Source organism: Listeria farberi, from assembly GCF_014229245.1.
Lineage (GTDB): Bacteria > Bacillota > Bacilli > Lactobacillales > Listeriaceae > Listeria > Listeria farberi.
Genome location: NZ_JAARZJ010000010.1, coordinates 117,428 through 134,804, shown reverse-complemented (window position 1 = coordinate 134,804; position 17,377 = coordinate 117,428). Strand labels below are relative to the sequence as shown.

The following is a 17,377-nucleotide window of genomic DNA, read 5'->3' as shown; positions in this document are numbered from 1 at the left end:
GTTGTTGCCATTTTATTCACCTACTTTATATTATTTACGTGCTACAAACTTACTAAGTGCGAGTAATTTGGAGCCAAACGGAAGGAAAACGAAATCTTTCGGGCCGAGCAATTTGTACCTCAGAGCAAAAACAAGAAAAACGCTTCCGCCAATAGCAGCACTTGTTATAGCTTGAAATGCACTTCCGAGTCTAGTACTTGATGGCGCGAACCATTCGAATAAACATGGAACTATTGCCATTAAAGCTAATGCAGCAATTAATCTTAAAATCATTGCTTTCTCTACGAATGGCACACGAATGGACTGTTTAAGTGAAATATAACAAATGATAAGGATTACTAGTAAGCCAATACACGTTGAAATTGAAGCACCAATTGTTGCAAGTCGCGGAATTAGTATACTACCTGTTATCCATTTTACAATAAGACCGATTCCAACACCAACTGCGGGCACGATGATTTTTCCGAAGCCTTGTAAAATACTGCTCAACATTACAATTAAGGAACTAAGAAAAACTGCGGGCATAAATAATTGTAAAACTAAGGTCCCATCCGGAGTTTGAAATAGCATCTGATTTAATGGTCGCATAATAACGATTAATCCAATTGTTTCTGCTCCTGATAAAATCAATGTAATTTTAACCGCTAACAAAATAGATCGTTTAAGTTCTTTTTGCTGGTCTTGAACTCTTGCCGCAGTAATCATAGGTACAAGCGCAAGAGCGAGCCCCGTCGATAATACAAGTCCTAATTGTAAAATTGGCTGTCCGCGGTCGTATATACCTTTGAGAGATTTAGCAATAAATTCCGGAATTCCAGAATCATTCATCAACCGATAAACTTGAAAAGAATCCACTAATTGAAAAAGAATCAACATGGAACTGACAATACAAATCGCTACACTTTGACGTAAAAAAGCCCGGCCAATTCCCACTTTTTCTTCTTTATTAGCAAATACAGCAGGTTGTAATCCTCCTCCAAGAGCGACTTTTTTATTATAAAAGTGGCGCAAAACAAAGATTCCAGCTATCCCGCCAAAAAATGCACCGCTCATCGCAAGTGAACCAGCGTCATATAAATCTAGACCCAAATTGAGCGCAAGTCCTGCTCCGATTAAAATAATGGCTACTCGAATTATTTGTTCAACTGTTTGGGAAATTGCTGTTGGTATCATGTCTCCCTCACCTTGAAAAAATCCACGCATGAACGCGAGTTGTGGCATCAGTAAAAATACAAAACTAATCACACGAATTAACTCAGAAAGGGCTGGATCTCCCATCATAGTTGCAATCAAACCTGCAAATAGGAACAAGAAAGCAAAAACCGCTATGCTTACAATTCGAAGCATTCTGGAGACAGCACGCATAATTATTTGCTGTCTTCTTAAATCTCCTTCTGCTTCTGCCAGCATTTTAGAAATAACAACTGGGAAGCCACCAAGCGCGAGTGTCATTGCAATTCCATATATTGGATATACTTGTTGAAAAATATAAAACCCAACATCCCCCACCATATTTTGAAAAGGTACTCGGTAAACCGCACTAAGTATTTTAGAGATAAACGAGGCAGCGGTTAGCCAAGCCGCTCCTTTCATTAGTCTTTTCATGGAACGTTCTGACATCCCGCCACCTCCTTCCTTCTTAATAACGTTTTAATTTTCAGTGGATAATTGCTCTTTCATTGCTCCGCGAAGTTTTTCAGCTAGACTTTTCACTTGGTATAGCCATTCTTTTAAAGGTTTATTTTGGACATTTACAGTAATTTTCAACTGCGTGCCTTCCATACCCACTCCAACCATACGACCAAATTCACCGATGATTTGCATGACTATATCACCGCGAATCGCAGCTGTACCGCTTTCTGAAAATAGCATCGTAATTTTATTTTGTTCTTGTTTAACTGACTCAATTCCAACTTCAAGTGCATGTACTTTGAGTTCGGTCATTGTAAATAAATACTCCACTTCTTCTGGATACTCGCCAAAGCGGTCAATCATATCACTTTGCAAGTCTTCTAGGTCTGCTAGCGATTCAATATTACGAAAACGTTTGTACATCTCGATTTTTTGGCGACCGTCAGTAATATAATATTCTGGAATGTAGGCATCTGCTTGAATGTCGATTTCAACTGGAACGATTTGTTTTTGCTCTTCTTTCGGTTTTTTCGCTTCAATGGCTTCTTTTAGCATTTGTGAATAAAGGTCGAAGCCGACTGAGTCAATAAAGCCGTGTTGTTGCGCTCCAAGGATATTTCCGGCACCACGAATAGATAAATCGCGCATCGCTATCTTAAATCCAGACCCTAACTCGGTAAATTCCTTAATAGCTGATAAGCGTTTTTCAGCTTCCTCACGCAAAATTTTATCTTTTTGATACATAAAGTAAGCATACGCAATTCTGTTCCAACGCCCTACCCGTCCGCGCAATTGATACAGTTGTGATAGCCCCATACGGTCAGCATCTTGCACAAACAAGGTGTTAACGTTCGGGATATCTACTCCAGTTTCAATAATAGTTGTTGTGACGAGTACATCGAATTCCCCTTCAAGGAAACTTAAAATAACCGACTCTAATTCCGATTCACCCATTTGACCATGAGCAATTGCAACACGCGCATCTGGGACCATCGCAGAAATTTCGTCAGCTTTTTGCGTAATTGATTCGACACGGTTATACAGATAATAAACTTGTCCATCCCTCGCCAACTCACGTTCAATTGCCTCACGAACTAAAACATTATTTTGCTCTGCTACATATGTTTGAACTGGGAAACGGTTCGCTGGAGGTGTTTCAATAACAGACAAGTCACGAACACCAAGCATAGACATGTGAAGTGTTCGTGGAATTGGAGTTGCTGTAAGCGTTAGTACGTCTATTTTAGATCGCATTTGTTTGATTTTTTCTTTATGCGTTACACCGAATCGTTGTTCCTCGTCGACTACAAGTAAGCCTAAATCTTGATATACAACATCTTTTGATAATAAGCGGTGTGTTCCGACAACAATATCAACTGTGCCATTTTTCATGCCTTTTAATGTCTCTGTTTGTTGTTTTTTCGTACGAAAACGGCTTAAAAGTCCAATTTCAATTGGGAAACCTTGGAATCGCTCTTTCATTGTTTCATAATGTTGTTGCGCCAAAATAGTTGTTGGGACTAAGAAAGCAACTTGTTTGCCGTCCATGATTGCTTTGAAGGCAGCTCTTAAAGCCACTTCGGTTTTTCCGTAGCCAACATCTCCAACCAGAAGTCGATCCATTGGTCGCGGACGTTCCATGTCTTTTTTGATTTCTGAAATTGAGCGCAATTGATCATCGGTTTCTTGATACGGGAAGGCTTCTTCAAATTCGCGCTGCATTTCGTCATCTGCACTAAACGCATAGCCTTTTTCAGCCTCTCGTTCGGCATATAATTTGATTAGATCATCGGCAATATCTTGAACGGAAGCCTGTACTTTTTTCTTAACACGCTTCCATTCAGCGCCCCCAAGTTTATTTAGCCTTGGAGACTTTCCTTCTGCACCAACATATTTTTGAACTAAATCAAGTTGGTCAACTGGGATAAAAAGTTTGTCCTCTCCTTGATAAACAAGTAACAAATAATCTTTATGCACACCATTAATATCTAGCGTTTCCATCCCGACATAGCGAGCGATACCATGATTAACATGAACCACATAGTCGCCAACTTTTAGCTCTGAATAACTTTGAATTCGCTCTGCATTAGAAAGCTTTTGTCGTTTTTTTACCTTTTTGATTTTTTTATTAAAAAGTTCAGTCTCACTAATAATTGCTACTTTTGCAAGCGGAAGTTCAAAACCATTTTGGAAGGTTCCGATGACGAATTGAACCATACCGTATTTCGGTACGTCAGATTCTTTATTCAAAATCGCACTTTCCATATTGTAGTCAGCTAAAGTTTGTTGCATTTTTTCGGCACGTTCTAAATTTGGCGCTAAAATTACTACTGCATAATTATTTTTGTGCCAGCTTTCTATTTCTGTTTTTAAAACATTCATTTGGCCGTGAAATTGCTGCATTTGTTTATAAACAATATTGGTCGTTTTTGACACACGCATACTTGCCATTTGTTTTTGGAAAAGAGTTAAGTATATTTTCGGTGAATGGTTTTCATCTAGTAATTTTTTAAAAGAATGACTCACTTGAACGTCGCGAACCGCTTCCATTCGGCTTAATGTTTCCGTTTGCCACTCCGCTTCTTCCCGTTCCAAACTTTCTTCAGTTTCCAAAATCCGCCCAAATTCATCAAGTAAAATAGTGGTGTTTTTTGGTAAGTAATCAAAAAGTGAAGCTGGATCCGGATAAGCAAGGCCAATATATTTAAAGAACATATCTGGTTTTACACCAGAACGAAGCATTTCAAGATCTTCTTCTAAATTTTCAACAAGTACTTGTTTATCTTCGTTTTCCGTTAGTTCATTTAACGTTAGCATCATTTTCTTTTCTAAGCGCCTAACAATGTCAGGATAGTAGCTTTGATCTAAAATGATTTCTGTCGCAGGAAGCAGACGAAATTCTTCCACCCGTGTTGTCGAACGCTGCGTTTCCACATCAAAGAAACGAAGAGAATCCACTTCGGTATCAAAAAGCTCTATTCTGATAGGAAATTCTTCTGTAATTGGATAGATATCAATGATACCTCCACGAACGCTGAATTCTCCAGGAGTATTCACCATTCCACTCATTGTATAACCCATTGTGACCAATTTTTGACGCAAGACATCTGGATCAATTTCTTCGCCTTCCACGATAGAAATATTAAAATGTCTCCAAAGCGAGACAGGCGGAAGCATTTTCCTAAGCCCTGCAACTGGAACAATAACAATTCCTGGTTTGCCAGATAACAAAAAATCAAGCGCTTCAACGCGTTGTCCGCGAAGTTCTGGGCTAGAAATACTTAGCTCCGAAGAAATTAATTCATCTGCTGGATATAAAAATAATCTGTCAACATCTATTAATGAAAGTAAATCATCGTATAATTTTTGCGCATGATACAAATTATGCGTCACAAACACAACTGGCCGCTTAGAGGCACCTTCTACTACGCTTGCAAATAGTGCACGCGAGGAACCAGTAAGACCTGTGACAAGTTGTGATTTTTCTTTTTCATCAAGCGCTTTTAAGACTGCGCGAATATCTTTTTGTTCATATATTAATTGTTGTAACCCTTTCAAGGGAAAACAGCTCCTTTTTGTCAGAAAATTCATTCTATGCAATGCGAGATTAAATCAAACGCTAGAAGAAAGACCGAAATACGTGGCAAAAGATTGCCACGCCTCTCGAGTAATCTATTCATTAATTATACTTATTCATTACTTCAATGAATGGTGTTTGCGCAAAATCTTCAATAGCATCAGCGCTTTTTTGAATTGCCGTGATAATATCAGGTTGTTCTACTTTTGGAAAATCGCCTAGTACATAATGGATGACTTCCCCTTTTAAAGGACGACTGACACCCACACGAATACGATTAAACTCTTGTGTTTTGAGGTGCTGAATAATCGACTTCATCCCATTATGACCGCCTGCACTGCCTTTTTGACGCAATCTGATTTTTCCTACTGGTAAATCTAAATCATCATATACAATTAGAACGTCTTCTACATGGATATTGTAGTAATCCATTAACGGACGAATACACTCGCCAGAAGCATTCATAAAAGTCAGCGGTTTAACTAAAATCATTTTCTCGCCGCCAACATTAATTTCACTTACCATACCGTTAAACTTTGATTTTTTCCAAGGAGTTTGATGGCGAAAACTCAGCTCATCCACTACCATAAAACCGACATTATGCCGGGTACGTTCGTATTTTTTACCCGGGTTTCCGAGTCCTGCGATTAATTTCATAAAAGCTTCTCCTTACATGAACGAAACCACTTCACGAATGAACTGGTTTTTGTTTCGATGTTTTTTTGATTATAACATGGATTTCACTTGGTTGAAAGTTTTCCAACTATGCTTGGTATTCAGCAATTTTATTTTCGATAATTTGCCACGCTGTTTCGTTTTCCTCTTGAAAATTGACTGTTTTCCAATTTTCCGGTATTTTTCCAATGTATTTTTCAAAACCAAATTTTTTATATAAATAGATGGCTTGATAGCTACCTGTTTGCGTTGTTAAATAGACAAATTTGCTTTTATTCAGGCCGAGAATTTTGGATAATAAGGCTTTTGCGATACCTTTTCCGCCGTGGGAGTCAAGCACTGCAACCCAGTGAATCCGGCTTTCCATTTTGCCGAATGTATTTCCGTCCCAAAGCATCGCCGTTCCAATAATTTCACCATTTGGCGCCTCTACAAAGACACAACGCTTGGCTAATTTTTCTTTTTCATTTCCAAATTCCGTTTCAAAACGAGCGCGAATACTATCCATTGATGGGACTTGACCAGTTTCAACTTGTAGTTTACACCAATCTTCTTCTAACCCCTCTTTATAAAAGCAAAAAGAATATCCTGCCGGCAAACAAAATTCCGGATAATTTGTAGCATCATGATTAACCATAACAACAGAAATATGTGGTACTGACTTATCAAGCATATAAACGCCTCCTTCTCGAAACTATTATAACAAAAAAAATGGAAGATATCGCAAACAAATGCGAATCTTCCATCCTTATTTATTAGAAATTATTCAACAGGTTCTTCATCTTTACCATGTACAGCTTCTGGTTCAGGCGCTTCCGTAGTCGTTGGTTCTTCTTCAGCACGAGGAGCAGATACAGTTACTACTGTTTCTTCTTCTTCAGCTTGCACAACATAATCTTTGTTTTCCGGAAGGTCGTTCGTTGTTAAAACATCACCGATTTCTAATGAAGAAATGTCTAACTCAATTGTTTCTGGTAATTTTTCTGGTGTTGCCGAAACTTTTACGTCATGGATAATTTGTTGAAGTACGCCGCCAGCTTTAACACCTGGAGCATCACCAACTAATACCACACGAACATCTGTCTCAACTTCTTCATTCATATCAACCGCTAGTAAATCAACATGCACTAATACATCTTTTAACGGATCTACTTGATATTCATGTAATAAAACATTTAATTTCTTGCCGTCCACAGTAACTGAAAATACGGCGTTACGACCATTATCACGAACTGCTTTGATTAATTCCAAAGAATCAACGGAAACTGGAACATTTTCCGATTTGTAACCATAAATAATTCCAGGTACTTTTCCTTCACTACGCAATCTCGTTACTTCTGAATGTTGCGTTGTTTCTCTTTTCTGGACCTCTAATGTTGTTGCCATAAAAAATCACTCCACTCATTCAATTTTGGTACATCTATATTATATCTACCCTTTAGAAAAATAGCAAAACAAAGGAATAGCCTTGTTTTGGTTTGTAAGGTTTATAATTCTCAATAAAAGGTAAACAGAAAATAGCGAACCTCACGTAATGCAGACGCTTTCAAACTGTACTATAGCGTTTTCACGAATTCATTATAACAACTTTTTTAAATTTAGGACGTTCAATGCTTCACAAATGAAAAATTCATGTTATACTGTACTAGTAAATAGATTTTTTATAGGAGGAATTCGAAATGAAAGATCATCAAAAAATTATTTTAGTTGGCGACGGAGCAGTTGGCTCTAGTTATGCATTTGCTTGTGTAAACTTAAGTATCGGACAAGAATTCGGCATTATTGACATAGATAAAGACAGAACAATTGGGGATGCAATGGATTTAAGTCACGCTGTTCCATTTTCCACACCGAAGAAAATATACTCAGCAAATTATAGCGACTGCCATGATGCGGACTTAGTTGTCGTCACTGCCGGAACCGCACAAAAACCTGGTGAAACTCGTTTAGACCTAGTAAACCGCAATATTAAAATCATGAAAGGCATAGTGGATGAAGTTATGGCTAGCGGATTTGATGGTATCTTCTTAATCGCTTCTAACCCAGTAGACATCCTGACTTATGCTACATGGAAATTCTCAGGCCTTCCGAAAGAACGTGTTATCGGTTCAGGAACAAGCCTTGATACAGCACGTTTCCGTATGTCCATTGCAGATTACTTAAAAGTGGATGCTCGTAACGTCCATGGCTATATCCTTGGCGAACACGGTGACACAGAATTCCCTGCATGGAGTCATACAACAGTTGGGGGGCTTCCAATTGCCGAATGGATTAGTGAAGACGAACAAGGTGCTATGGATACTATTTTCGTAAGCGTTCGTGATGCAGCTTATGAAATCATTAATAAAAAAGGCGCTACATTTTACGGTGTCGCTGCCGCCCTTGCTCGTATTACCAAAGCAATTCTAAATAACGAAAATGCGATTTTACCACTTTCTGTTTATTTAGATGGCCACTATGGTATGAATGACATTTATATCGGCGCACCAGCAGTCGTTAACCGTCAAGGCGTCCGTCACATTGTTGAAATGAACTTAAACGATAAAGAAAAAGAACAAATGAAAAATTCAGCAGATACACTTAAAAAAGTTCTAGACGACGCAATGAAACAAATCGACTAATATTCTTAAACCTTAAAAGCATGCGACTTTGCATGCTTTTTTTGTTATACTTAATTTATTCGAGAGGAGGGCGCACATGATTACTTTTAACCAATTAAACACTGAACTGCAAGCCTTAGAAAACCAAAACACCATTAAAATTTTCCGAAACCACGGCTGCCCGGAAACATTAGAACTTTACGGTTTAAAAATTGGTGACTTAAAGAAAATAATCCGTCGCGAAAAATTAAATAAAAATCACGATCTCGCAGTGGAACTAATTGAATCAAATAATAGTGACTTAATTTATCTCGGCTTACTTGCGATTGACCCAAACAAAGTAACTACCGAACAAATCGAAAAGTGGAATATTGCTTTTCGAGAAACTTGGACTATGTTAACTTCCGGACTTTCATCGCTTGTGACCAAACGCAACGACGCGCTCCTTTTCGCTAAGAAGTGGATTGAAAGTGATTATGATTTAACAAAATCCATGGGGTGGCAGATATATAGCAATCATATTAACAATTTACCTGAAGCAGAGGAATTACTTCAACGCGCAAAAGAAACACTACAGACTGAATCAAATAGAACTCGCTATTCAATGAACGGCTTTATCATCACTTGTGGAATTTACAAAGATGATTTGTATGAAAAAGCAATAGAAGCTGCCAAATCAGTTGGAAAAGTCCACGTAAATCTAGGGAAAACATCATGCAAAGTCCCAGATGCGATTCCTTATATAGAAAAAGCGAGAAATCGCACAAATTAAACTAGCATTTTTTTGACTAGAAAAAGTACTATAAGGTATTATAAAAGAAAACTGGAGGGATAAATCATGATTGTAACCACCTCACAAAACATTGAAGGCAAACAAATTATCGAGTATAAAAAAATCGTGTTCGGCGAAGTCATTACTGGTGTTAATTTTATGAAAGATATTGGAGCCGGGCTTAGAAATTTCTTCGGCGGTCGTTCACAAGGTTATGAAGATGAACTTATCAACGCACGCGAAGAAGCTATTAAAGAAATGGAAGCCCGAGCTAAAGACATTGGAGCGAACGCGGTAATAGGCGTGGACATTGATTACGAAGTGCTCGGTGCCGATAATGGTATGTTAATGGTTACTGCTTCCGGAACAGCTGTTGTTATTGAAGCGCAAGATTATTAAGCAAAAAGAAGTATCCGATTAGTCGGATACTTCTTTTTTACCTCTAGCTTATTTTTCAACTTCTTTAAAACCTTGAGATTTCAGCATTTTTTCAGACTCTTTCATACTAATTCCTTTAGATGCATCCCCACTTGATGCCATACCTGGTATTTTCTTTATATCTTCAGAAGATATTTTCGTGTAATCAACTTCTAAGGTTTCAATTGCTTTATCATCTTTATATTCAATGCTTTCTTTCAAACCTTCAATACCTTGAAACTTCTCACTTGTTGCCTTAAGCACTTTTTCAGCGTCTTCTTTTGAAGTAACGCCTAGCGAAGTATATAACATTGTATTTTCAGCTGTTTGTTTAGTAACTTTGTCTCCCTTATAAGTGTAAGTTAATTTCGAATCTACACCATTTTGAGAAATTGTGTAAGTTTTCGTTTCTTCTTTGTCCCCACATGCGACTAACATAACTGCCATAATCATTACAAACAATACTGCTGTACCCTTTTTTAGCATTTTCACAGATGTTCCTCCTATTTGGTTTTTTCTATACAAGAGTACCTAACAAACCGAACCATTACAATAGACATTTCGTGAACTTTAACAGTCAAAATCCCTGTATGCAATCCATCATTTCTAAGCTAAAAAACACTCTAATCCCGCTCTCTTAAGGCTTTTATCTCAACTCAACTTTATCATGCTTTTATATTATTAGCGGGGGAGATTTATATAAAAAGTATATATTCCAACATTTCATCCCATCTACAATTATAAAAAAGGATTTCTCTATAACTATCATAGAAAAATCCTTTTTAGATTTAAACTTTATTCGAATAAAGAACTTACAGAAGCATTTTCGTGAACACGAACAATTGCTTCACCAAGAAGAGCCGCTACAGAAAGTTGTTCCATTTTATCAATCCATTTTTCTTCTGGTAGAGCGATGGAGTTTGTAACAACTAATTTTTCGATTGGCGATTCTTCAATGCGTTTCATCGCTGGCCCAGAAAGAACCGGATGAGAACAACATGCATATACTTTCGTTGCACCAGCTTCACGTAATGCTTTTGCAGCAAGTGTGATTGTTCCAGCGGTATCAATAATGTCATCAATGATAATGCAGACTTTCCCTTCAACGTTACCAACAATGTTCATTACTTCAGCTACGTTTGGACGCGGTCGACGTTTATCAATGATAGCAATCGGCGCTTTCAACCGGTCAGCCATCTTACGAGCACGGGTAACCCCCCCGTGGTCAGGTGAAACTACTACTAAATCATCACCTAAATGACGTTCACTAAAATAGTCACTTAGAAGACGAACAGCATTTAAGTGGTCAATCGGAATATCAAAGAAACCTTGGATTTGCGGCGCGTGCATATCAAGTGTAATCATTCTAGTTGCACCAGCGGTTTCGATTAAGTTTGCTACTAATTTAGCCGTAATTGGCTCACGACTTCTTGCTTTACGGTCTTGACGAGCGTAACCATAATAAGGCATAACAATATTAATTGTTGCTGCGGAAGCGCGTTTCAACGCATCAATCATGATCAAAAGTTCCATTAAATTCTGGTTTACAGGATTACTCGTTGATTGAATAACATATACATGACAACCACGGATACTTTCTTCAATGTTAATTTGGATTTCTCCATCACTAAAATGAGTAACGCTTGATTTTCCTAATTCAATACCTACTTCTTTCGCAATCTCTTCAGCTAGTTCACGATTAGAATTTAGCGAGAAAATCTTCAACTTTGGATCAAAATACTCGTTTGACATAATCAGCCTCCACTATTTTTTATTAAAATTTTAAATTTTCCAATTGGAAATTATTTACCGTGATTCAAATGTTTCGCGTAACCAAGTTTATTATCTTGTTTTGCGCGAGCGATACCTAGCGCATCTTCAGGAACATCTTTGGTAATTGTTGAGCCAGCCGCTATAAAAGCGCGGTCTCCCACTTTGACAGGCGCAATCAAGTTTGAATTACAGCCGACAAAGACATTATCCCCAATGATAGTTTTCGCTTTATTTTTGCCATCATAATTAACAGCAATACTTCCGCAACCGACATTGACGTTTTTACCAATTTCCGCATCTCCCATATAAATGAAATGAGGTAATTTAGTTCCTTCGCCAACAACCGCTTTTTTAGTTTCGACGTAATTCCCAATTTTCACTTGGTTATGAATATCAGATTCTGGTCTTAAGTGAGCGTATGGTCCGATTTGGACGTCATCACCTACTTTACTCTCAAAAATCGAGGAATTTCTGACGTGCACCCGTTCACCAATAACGCTACTTACGATTTCAGAACCACTCGTTACCACGCAATCATCACCGATCACAGTATTTCCACGAAGCATTACCCCGGGTTCAATAACTGTATCTTGACCTATTTTTACATCTATATCAATATACGTACTTTCAGGATTAACAAGCGTCACCCCATTACGCATATGATTCTCATTGATTCGACGTTGCATTAATTTGGAAGCTTCTGCTAAAGCAATTCGATCATTTACTCCAAGTGACTCTTCGAAGGATTCCATTTTATATGCCGCAACAACTTCATCAGCATCTTTTAAAATTTTAATAACATCTGGTAAGTAATACTCCCCTTGCACATTGTCATTAGAGACATTTTCTAAAGCTTCAAAAAGAGCTTTATTATCAAAACAATATGTACCAGTGTTAATTTCTGAAATGCGTTGTTCTTTTTCTGTTGCATCTTTATGTTCAACGATTTTCTCTACAATACCAAGGTCGTCGCGGATAATACGTCCGTAGCCTGTAGGGTCTTCAATAACCGTTGTAAGAATAGTTGCTTTTGCTCTTTTTTCATGGTGGTATTTTAATAAAGCTTCCATTGTGCTAGCCTCGATTAAAGGTGTATCACCACAAACAACTAATGTCACGCCTTCTTTTCCCGCAAGTTCTGATTTTGCTTGAAGTACCGCATGTGCAGTTCCCAGCTGTTCATCTTGTTTTACGAACTCACTCTTACCAGCTAAATGCTCTTGTACTTTTTCAGCACCATGACCTACTATTGTAACGACTTTATCAACATCAAGTGTCGAAATTTGATCTACTACATGTTCGACCATTGGTTTTCCACAAACAGGATGTAATACTTTGTATAATTTTGATTTCATCCGTGTGCCTTGGCCAGCAGCAAGCACTACAGCATATCGTTTTGACATTATATAGAACCTCCAATATTCACTATTCATCCACTATGAATGATAACGTAAAATTTGCTTTTTTTCAAGAATCCGCCCAAATAAAAACCCCTACCTACATTTTTAGGTAAAGAGGAAAGTTAAAGTTTTATTTGTTTGAAAATTCCGAAAGATACAGTGTGGTTATTTATTTGCTTATTAAAAGAGGATTTTACATTTGTGCTACAAAAATATTTGCTTGAATACATTTGTTTTTGCAACATCACTTAAAATCTCCTCCTCGTTTCACAATCTGCTTTTAATTATACCATAGCCAAAATAGAAGACCAAGGCTATTTATGATTTTTTTCATAGTTATTCTACACAAAAAGGGCTAGCACTAAGGCTAGCCCCTGAAAATTTTTAATTATTCAGCAGAAACGGATTCAGATTCTTCTTCTGTAACTGCAGTAGCTTCTTCTTCACCAACGCGCTCATATTCAGCTAAAACTACTTCTTGAATTTTTGCACGAGTGTCAGAATTAATTGGGTGAGCGATGTCACGGAATTCACCATCAACACCACGTTTACTTGGCATAGCTACGAATAATCCGTTATTCCCATCAATAACGCGAATATCATGAACTACAAATTCCTCATCTAAAGTGATTGAAGCAATCGCTCTCATTCTTCCATCAGTTTCTACACGACGTAATCTCACATCTGTTACTTGCATTATTAGTCACTCCTTATCCCATTTGCCTCTTTCAAAAAGAATCTGCTTATCCCAGCTAAATCTTAGGTATTTATCCCCCAGCTGTTCCCAACAACGTTCTCCCTATCCGAGGATTTTTTAGTTTTCTTCTACAACACTTTCGTCTGTAGAGCTTTCTTCGTTTACTGCTGGCTCGTCAGCTACTTCATAAGCAGCTAAAACGGCTTCTTGAATTTTTGCACGGGTGCCTGAGTTAATTGGATGAGCAATATCTCTAAACTCACCATCCGGCGTACGTTTACTAGGCATAGCTACGAATAAACCCTCGTTGCCATCGATGACACGAATGTCGTGAATAACAAACTCACCATCAATCGTAATTGAAGAAATAGCTTTCATTCTCCCATCTGTCTCAACACGTCGTAATCTCACATCTGTAATCTCCATTATCTTCACCACCTTAATCTAGTTGCGCTGCTAGTAAACAATGCTCACATGCAACATAAGTACACACTCGAGAAAAATTCCCCCATAGAAAAAATCACTTTTATGAGCAAGCAATATTAACGTAAAATTCTTCCCTATGAACATAATAATAAAAAAAACTAAATTTGACAACTTTGTGAATTGTAAACTAAAAAAAATAGTTTTTCTTTAAAAACCATTGACATTTTCAGATTGTTTCTTCTAGTTTTTGTTTTGTATACAATTTTTATCACATGCATAATAAAAACCCCAAAACCATTGCTAGAACAGTAACACGATGTAATCATCATACTATTTCATAAGCAAGAATGCTAGTAAAATGGTGTTAAAATTATGTTTTGCCAAAAATAATTGTATACAATTTACAGAGAATTTATGATTTTTCTGAGCTCATATATTTACATTTATATATATATCTACTCATTTTATCTGAATAAGTCAATAAATAGTGTATACCCCGAAAACCCTATTCTCATGCATGTTTTGAGTATTTATTTCTTTTTTCAAGTAAAAAATACATCGAATTCTCATTTTGAAAACGCTTAATTGTGACAAAAAGATTAAATATAGATGACAAGACAACTTAAAGCAATAATTTTAAATTAAAAAAAGGAATCCGAAATACTTTATTCCGGATTCCTTTTTTCTTTACTCTGATCTTAAAGCATCAATTGGTCTTAATTTAGATGCTTTGTTCGCAGGGGCAATACCAAATATTACGCCGATGCATAAAGAGAATACAAACGAGAATATAATGGTTCCGGCCGTAATTCCTGATGATATGCCCGCAACTGAGCCAAATAGCAACGCGCCTGAAACACCGATAATAATTCCAATAATCCCGCCGCAAACACTAATTACAATGGATTCTATTAGAAATTGTAGCAGTATTGCTCGCTTTTTAGCTCCTAATGCTTTTCTTATGCCTATTTCTCTGGTTCTTTCGCTAACAGAAACAAGCATAATATTCATAATCCCAATCCCACCTACTACAAGCGAAATAGCAGCAATTGCTCCAAGCGCAGTAGTTAGGGTAGTACTAATGGTATTAAATGCATTGAGAATTTCTTGCTGATTAATGACTTGATATGATGGCCCCATTTGAGCAGAAGAAGCATTTTCTTCTTGTTCTTTTTCATCACCAAACTTAATTGCAAGACGCGATTCTAGTGTATTGACTACGAAATCAACATCACTAGCAGATTTTGTTTCTACATAGATAGTACGTACATTTGTATCTTTTAGCAATCGCTGAGCTGAAGAAATCGGGATAAAGATTTGATCGTCACTTGATCCCATCATAGAAGCGCCTTTTTCTTTAAGAACACCTACTATTTTATAAGGCATACCGTTCAACCTAATTGTTTCACCGATAGGATTACCAAAACCAAAAAGATCACTGGCTACCGTAGAGCCTATTACAGCCACTTTCTGACCATATTCTGTATCAATAGGTAATAGAAAGCGCCCATCCTTCATTTCTAAGCTACGAGCCGCTTTATACTGGTCATTTGTTCCAATGACTTTATTGCTTGAACTTTTATAATCAAATGTCGCATTGACTTGTCCAGATAATTCTGGAGAGACGCTTTTTACACCATCAATATTTTGATATTTCATTACTTCATCATAGGTATATTTATCATTTGGATTCACTGAACTATTAACTACTGTAATTAGGTTGGAGCCTAAATCACCCATTTGGTCATCTACTTCTTTCGTTACACCATTGCCTAGTGATACTAAAAGAATAACTGACGCGACCCCAATAATGATACCCAACATCGTTAAAAACGACCTAAGTTTACTTGCTTTTAATTGTTTCCACGCCATTTTCATACTTTGGAGAACGTTCATGCTTTTGTCGCCTCCTCGTGAAATAGCTTACCATCTTGAATACGAATACTTCTTGTTCCATAAGAAGCGATAGTCGCATCATGAGTAATCATAACGATGGTATTTCCTGCTCGGTTCAATTCCTGTAAAATACTCATTACTTCTTTTCCTGTTTTAGAATCAAGAGCTCCTGTTGGCTCATCTGCTAAAAGGATTTGCGGATTGCCAGCAAGCGCACGTGCAATAGCTACACGTTGTTGTTGCCCACCAGATAGTTGGGTTGGCAGGTTTCTACGTTTCTCTAGTAAACCTACTTTTTCTAAGCATTCGATTGCAGCTTTTTCACGCGCCGAAACACTTAATCCCGCATAAATTAAAGGTAATTCTACATTCTCAAAAGCAGATAATTTAGGAAGTAAGTTAAACTGTTGGAAAATGAAACCGATTTTCTTATTTCTAATTTCGGATAATTTGTTGTCACTTAATTTAAACACATCTACATTATCAAGGTGATAACTGCCTTCATCAGGAACATCCAAACAACCAATCATATTCATTAAAGTTGATTTACCGGATCCAGACGGGCCAACGATGGATAAAAATTCACCTTTTTCAACAGTAAAAGTAACGTTATCTAACGCTTTAAATGTTTCTCCGCCTAGTGTATATGTTTTCGTTAAATTTTTCATGTCAATTAGCGGTTTTGGCATGTTTATCCCTCCTTCATACTATTTATCTAATACGTATATACAAAAAACTTAGCTTGGAGCGCCTGGAACTGTGGAAGTTTCTTGTGTAGGAAGGATTACTTTTTGGTCTTTTTTAACCCCTTTAGTGATTTCGATATTATCTTCGTTGTGAAGCCCAGTTTCTACAAATTTTTTCACTTTTTTTGTTTTACCATTTTCTTTTTCTTCTGGCACTAGTACATAGTATTTATCCTCACTGTCTTTTTGAACAGCTTCAATCGGTACGTATAGTGCATCTTTTTTCTCTTTTACTAAAATGGATGCATCTGCGGTCATACCAGCCTTCAAATCGTCTGTTTCATCAAGAGAAATAATGACAGAGAAGCTAGACACGCCATTTTGAACTTGACCTTGTTCTGCAATTTCTTTTACTTTTCCTATGTATGTTTTATCAGGAAGGGCTGTTACTGTAATTTTAACTTCTTGATCTTTCTTGATGTTAGGGATATCAAGTTCGTCCATTTGCGCAACTAATTGAAGCTTATCATAATCTGGAACCTGTGTGTTTTGCGGAGAAATCGCACCTGTTCCCGTAGCATTAATTTTCATATCCCCTTGTTTCACTTTGGCTGTAACTAATTTTTCTTGTGTTACAGAGCTACTATTTTTCGACAGTAAGAAAACCGCACCAACGGCAACTACTGCGATAATAACGATAACAATTAACCATTTAACCCATTTTTTCATGAATGTTCTCCTTCTGCTTCTAATGATAGAAGCCCTATATTTTATGTAGCAATGATAGGTTTCATTCTACCATAAAAGTTAAGTGAGTGAAGTACAT

General features: G+C 37.2%; 16 protein-coding genes. 3 read left to right on the top strand and 13 right to left on the bottom strand.

Going from position 1 to position 17,377, the window contains the following annotated elements; translation table 11 throughout:
• Nucleotides 1-30 precede the first annotated feature (30 nt).
• From HCB45_RS10500 to HCB45_RS10480, 5 genes are all read right to left on the bottom strand, one after another.
• A complete protein-coding gene (locus tag HCB45_RS10500) occupies nucleotides 31-1,620 on the bottom strand; it encodes a putative polysaccharide biosynthesis protein (protein ID WP_185619806.1) in 1,590 nt (529 codons plus the stop codon).
• 30 nt (nucleotides 1,621-1,650) lie between these two features.
• The gene (gene mfd / locus HCB45_RS10495) at nucleotides 1,651-5,190 is read right to left on the bottom strand and encodes a transcription-repair coupling factor (protein ID WP_185619805.1); all 3,540 of its coding nucleotides are present in this window, start codon (nucleotides 5,188-5,190) and stop codon (nucleotides 1,651-1,653) included.
• Between the two features lie 121 nt (nucleotides 5,191-5,311).
• Nucleotides 5,312-5,866 (bottom strand): aminoacyl-tRNA hydrolase, encoded by a 555-nt coding sequence (gene pth, locus HCB45_RS10490; protein WP_185319472.1) that lies wholly within the window; start codon nucleotides 5,864-5,866, stop codon nucleotides 5,312-5,314.
• Nucleotides 5,867-5,972: 106 nt separating this feature from the next.
• A complete protein-coding gene (locus HCB45_RS10485) occupies nucleotides 5,973-6,557 on the bottom strand; it encodes a GNAT family N-acetyltransferase (protein WP_185619803.1) in 585 nt (194 codons plus the stop codon).
• 89 nt (nucleotides 6,558-6,646) lie between these two features.
• Nucleotides 6,647-7,270: a 50S ribosomal protein L25/general stress protein Ctc gene (locus HCB45_RS10480; RefSeq protein WP_003722740.1), complete on the bottom strand. Its 624-nt coding sequence runs from the start codon at nucleotides 7,268-7,270 to the stop codon at nucleotides 6,647-6,649.
• A 293-nt stretch (nucleotides 7,271-7,563) separates the two neighbouring features.
• On the opposite strand from HCB45_RS10480, the gene HCB45_RS10475 reads away from it, so the two are divergent.
• From HCB45_RS10475 to HCB45_RS10465, 3 genes are all read left to right on the top strand, one after another.
• The gene (locus HCB45_RS10475) at nucleotides 7,564-8,505 is read left to right on the top strand and encodes an L-lactate dehydrogenase (RefSeq protein WP_185319474.1); all 942 of its coding nucleotides are present in this window, start codon (nucleotides 7,564-7,566) and stop codon (nucleotides 8,503-8,505) included.
• Between the two features lie 76 nt (nucleotides 8,506-8,581).
• Nucleotides 8,582-9,256, top strand: coding sequence for a DNA alkylation repair protein (locus tag HCB45_RS10470; protein ID WP_185319475.1), 675 nt, complete (start codon nucleotides 8,582-8,584; stop codon nucleotides 9,254-9,256).
• 66 nt (nucleotides 9,257-9,322) lie between these two features.
• On the top strand, nucleotides 9,323-9,655 hold the full coding sequence (locus tag HCB45_RS10465) for a putative heavy metal-binding protein (RefSeq protein ID WP_185319476.1): 333 nt from the start codon (nucleotides 9,323-9,325) through the stop codon (nucleotides 9,653-9,655).
• 48 nt (nucleotides 9,656-9,703) lie between these two features.
• Here the strand turns inward: HCB45_RS10465 and HCB45_RS10460 are convergent, their stop codons facing one another.
• From HCB45_RS10460 to HCB45_RS10425, 8 genes are all read right to left on the bottom strand, one after another.
• On the bottom strand, nucleotides 9,704-10,165 hold the full coding sequence (locus HCB45_RS10460; protein ID WP_185319477.1) for a YehR family lipoprotein: 462 nt from the start codon (nucleotides 10,163-10,165) through the stop codon (nucleotides 9,704-9,706).
• Between the two features lie 303 nt (nucleotides 10,166-10,468).
• Complete coding sequence (locus HCB45_RS10455; protein ID WP_003722728.1) at nucleotides 10,469-11,425, bottom strand: ribose-phosphate diphosphokinase; 957 nt, start codon at nucleotides 11,423-11,425, stop codon at nucleotides 10,469-10,471.
• Nucleotides 11,426-11,475: 50 nt separating this feature from the next.
• The gene (gene glmU / locus HCB45_RS10450; RefSeq protein WP_185608000.1) at nucleotides 11,476-12,849 is read right to left on the bottom strand and encodes a bifunctional UDP-N-acetylglucosamine diphosphorylase/glucosamine-1-phosphate N-acetyltransferase GlmU; all 1,374 of its coding nucleotides are present in this window, start codon (nucleotides 12,847-12,849) and stop codon (nucleotides 11,476-11,478) included.
• A gap of 385 nt (nucleotides 12,850-13,234) precedes the next feature.
• Nucleotides 13,235-13,543, bottom strand: coding sequence for a septation regulator SpoVG (gene spoVG / locus HCB45_RS10445; RefSeq protein WP_003722726.1), 309 nt, complete (start codon nucleotides 13,541-13,543; stop codon nucleotides 13,235-13,237).
• Between the two features lie 117 nt (nucleotides 13,544-13,660).
• Nucleotides 13,661-13,969 (bottom strand): septation regulator SpoVG, encoded by a 309-nt coding sequence (gene spoVG, locus HCB45_RS10440; protein WP_070024360.1) that lies wholly within the window; start codon nucleotides 13,967-13,969, stop codon nucleotides 13,661-13,663.
• A 687-nt stretch (nucleotides 13,970-14,656) separates the two neighbouring features.
• The gene (locus HCB45_RS10435) at nucleotides 14,657-15,865 is read right to left on the bottom strand and encodes an ABC transporter permease (RefSeq protein ID WP_185319479.1); all 1,209 of its coding nucleotides are present in this window, start codon (nucleotides 15,863-15,865) and stop codon (nucleotides 14,657-14,659) included.
• Entirely contained in the window at nucleotides 15,862-16,554 is a 693-nt protein-coding gene (locus HCB45_RS10430) for an ABC transporter ATP-binding protein (RefSeq protein WP_185319480.1), read from the bottom strand. Before HCB45_RS10430 ends, HCB45_RS10435 begins: the two co-directional genes overlap by 4 nt.
• 48 nt (nucleotides 16,555-16,602) lie before the next feature.
• Nucleotides 16,603-17,280 (bottom strand): efflux RND transporter periplasmic adaptor subunit, encoded by a 678-nt coding sequence (locus tag HCB45_RS10425; RefSeq protein ID WP_185619801.1) that lies wholly within the window; start codon nucleotides 17,278-17,280, stop codon nucleotides 16,603-16,605.
• Nucleotides 17,281-17,377 lie beyond the last annotated feature (97 nt).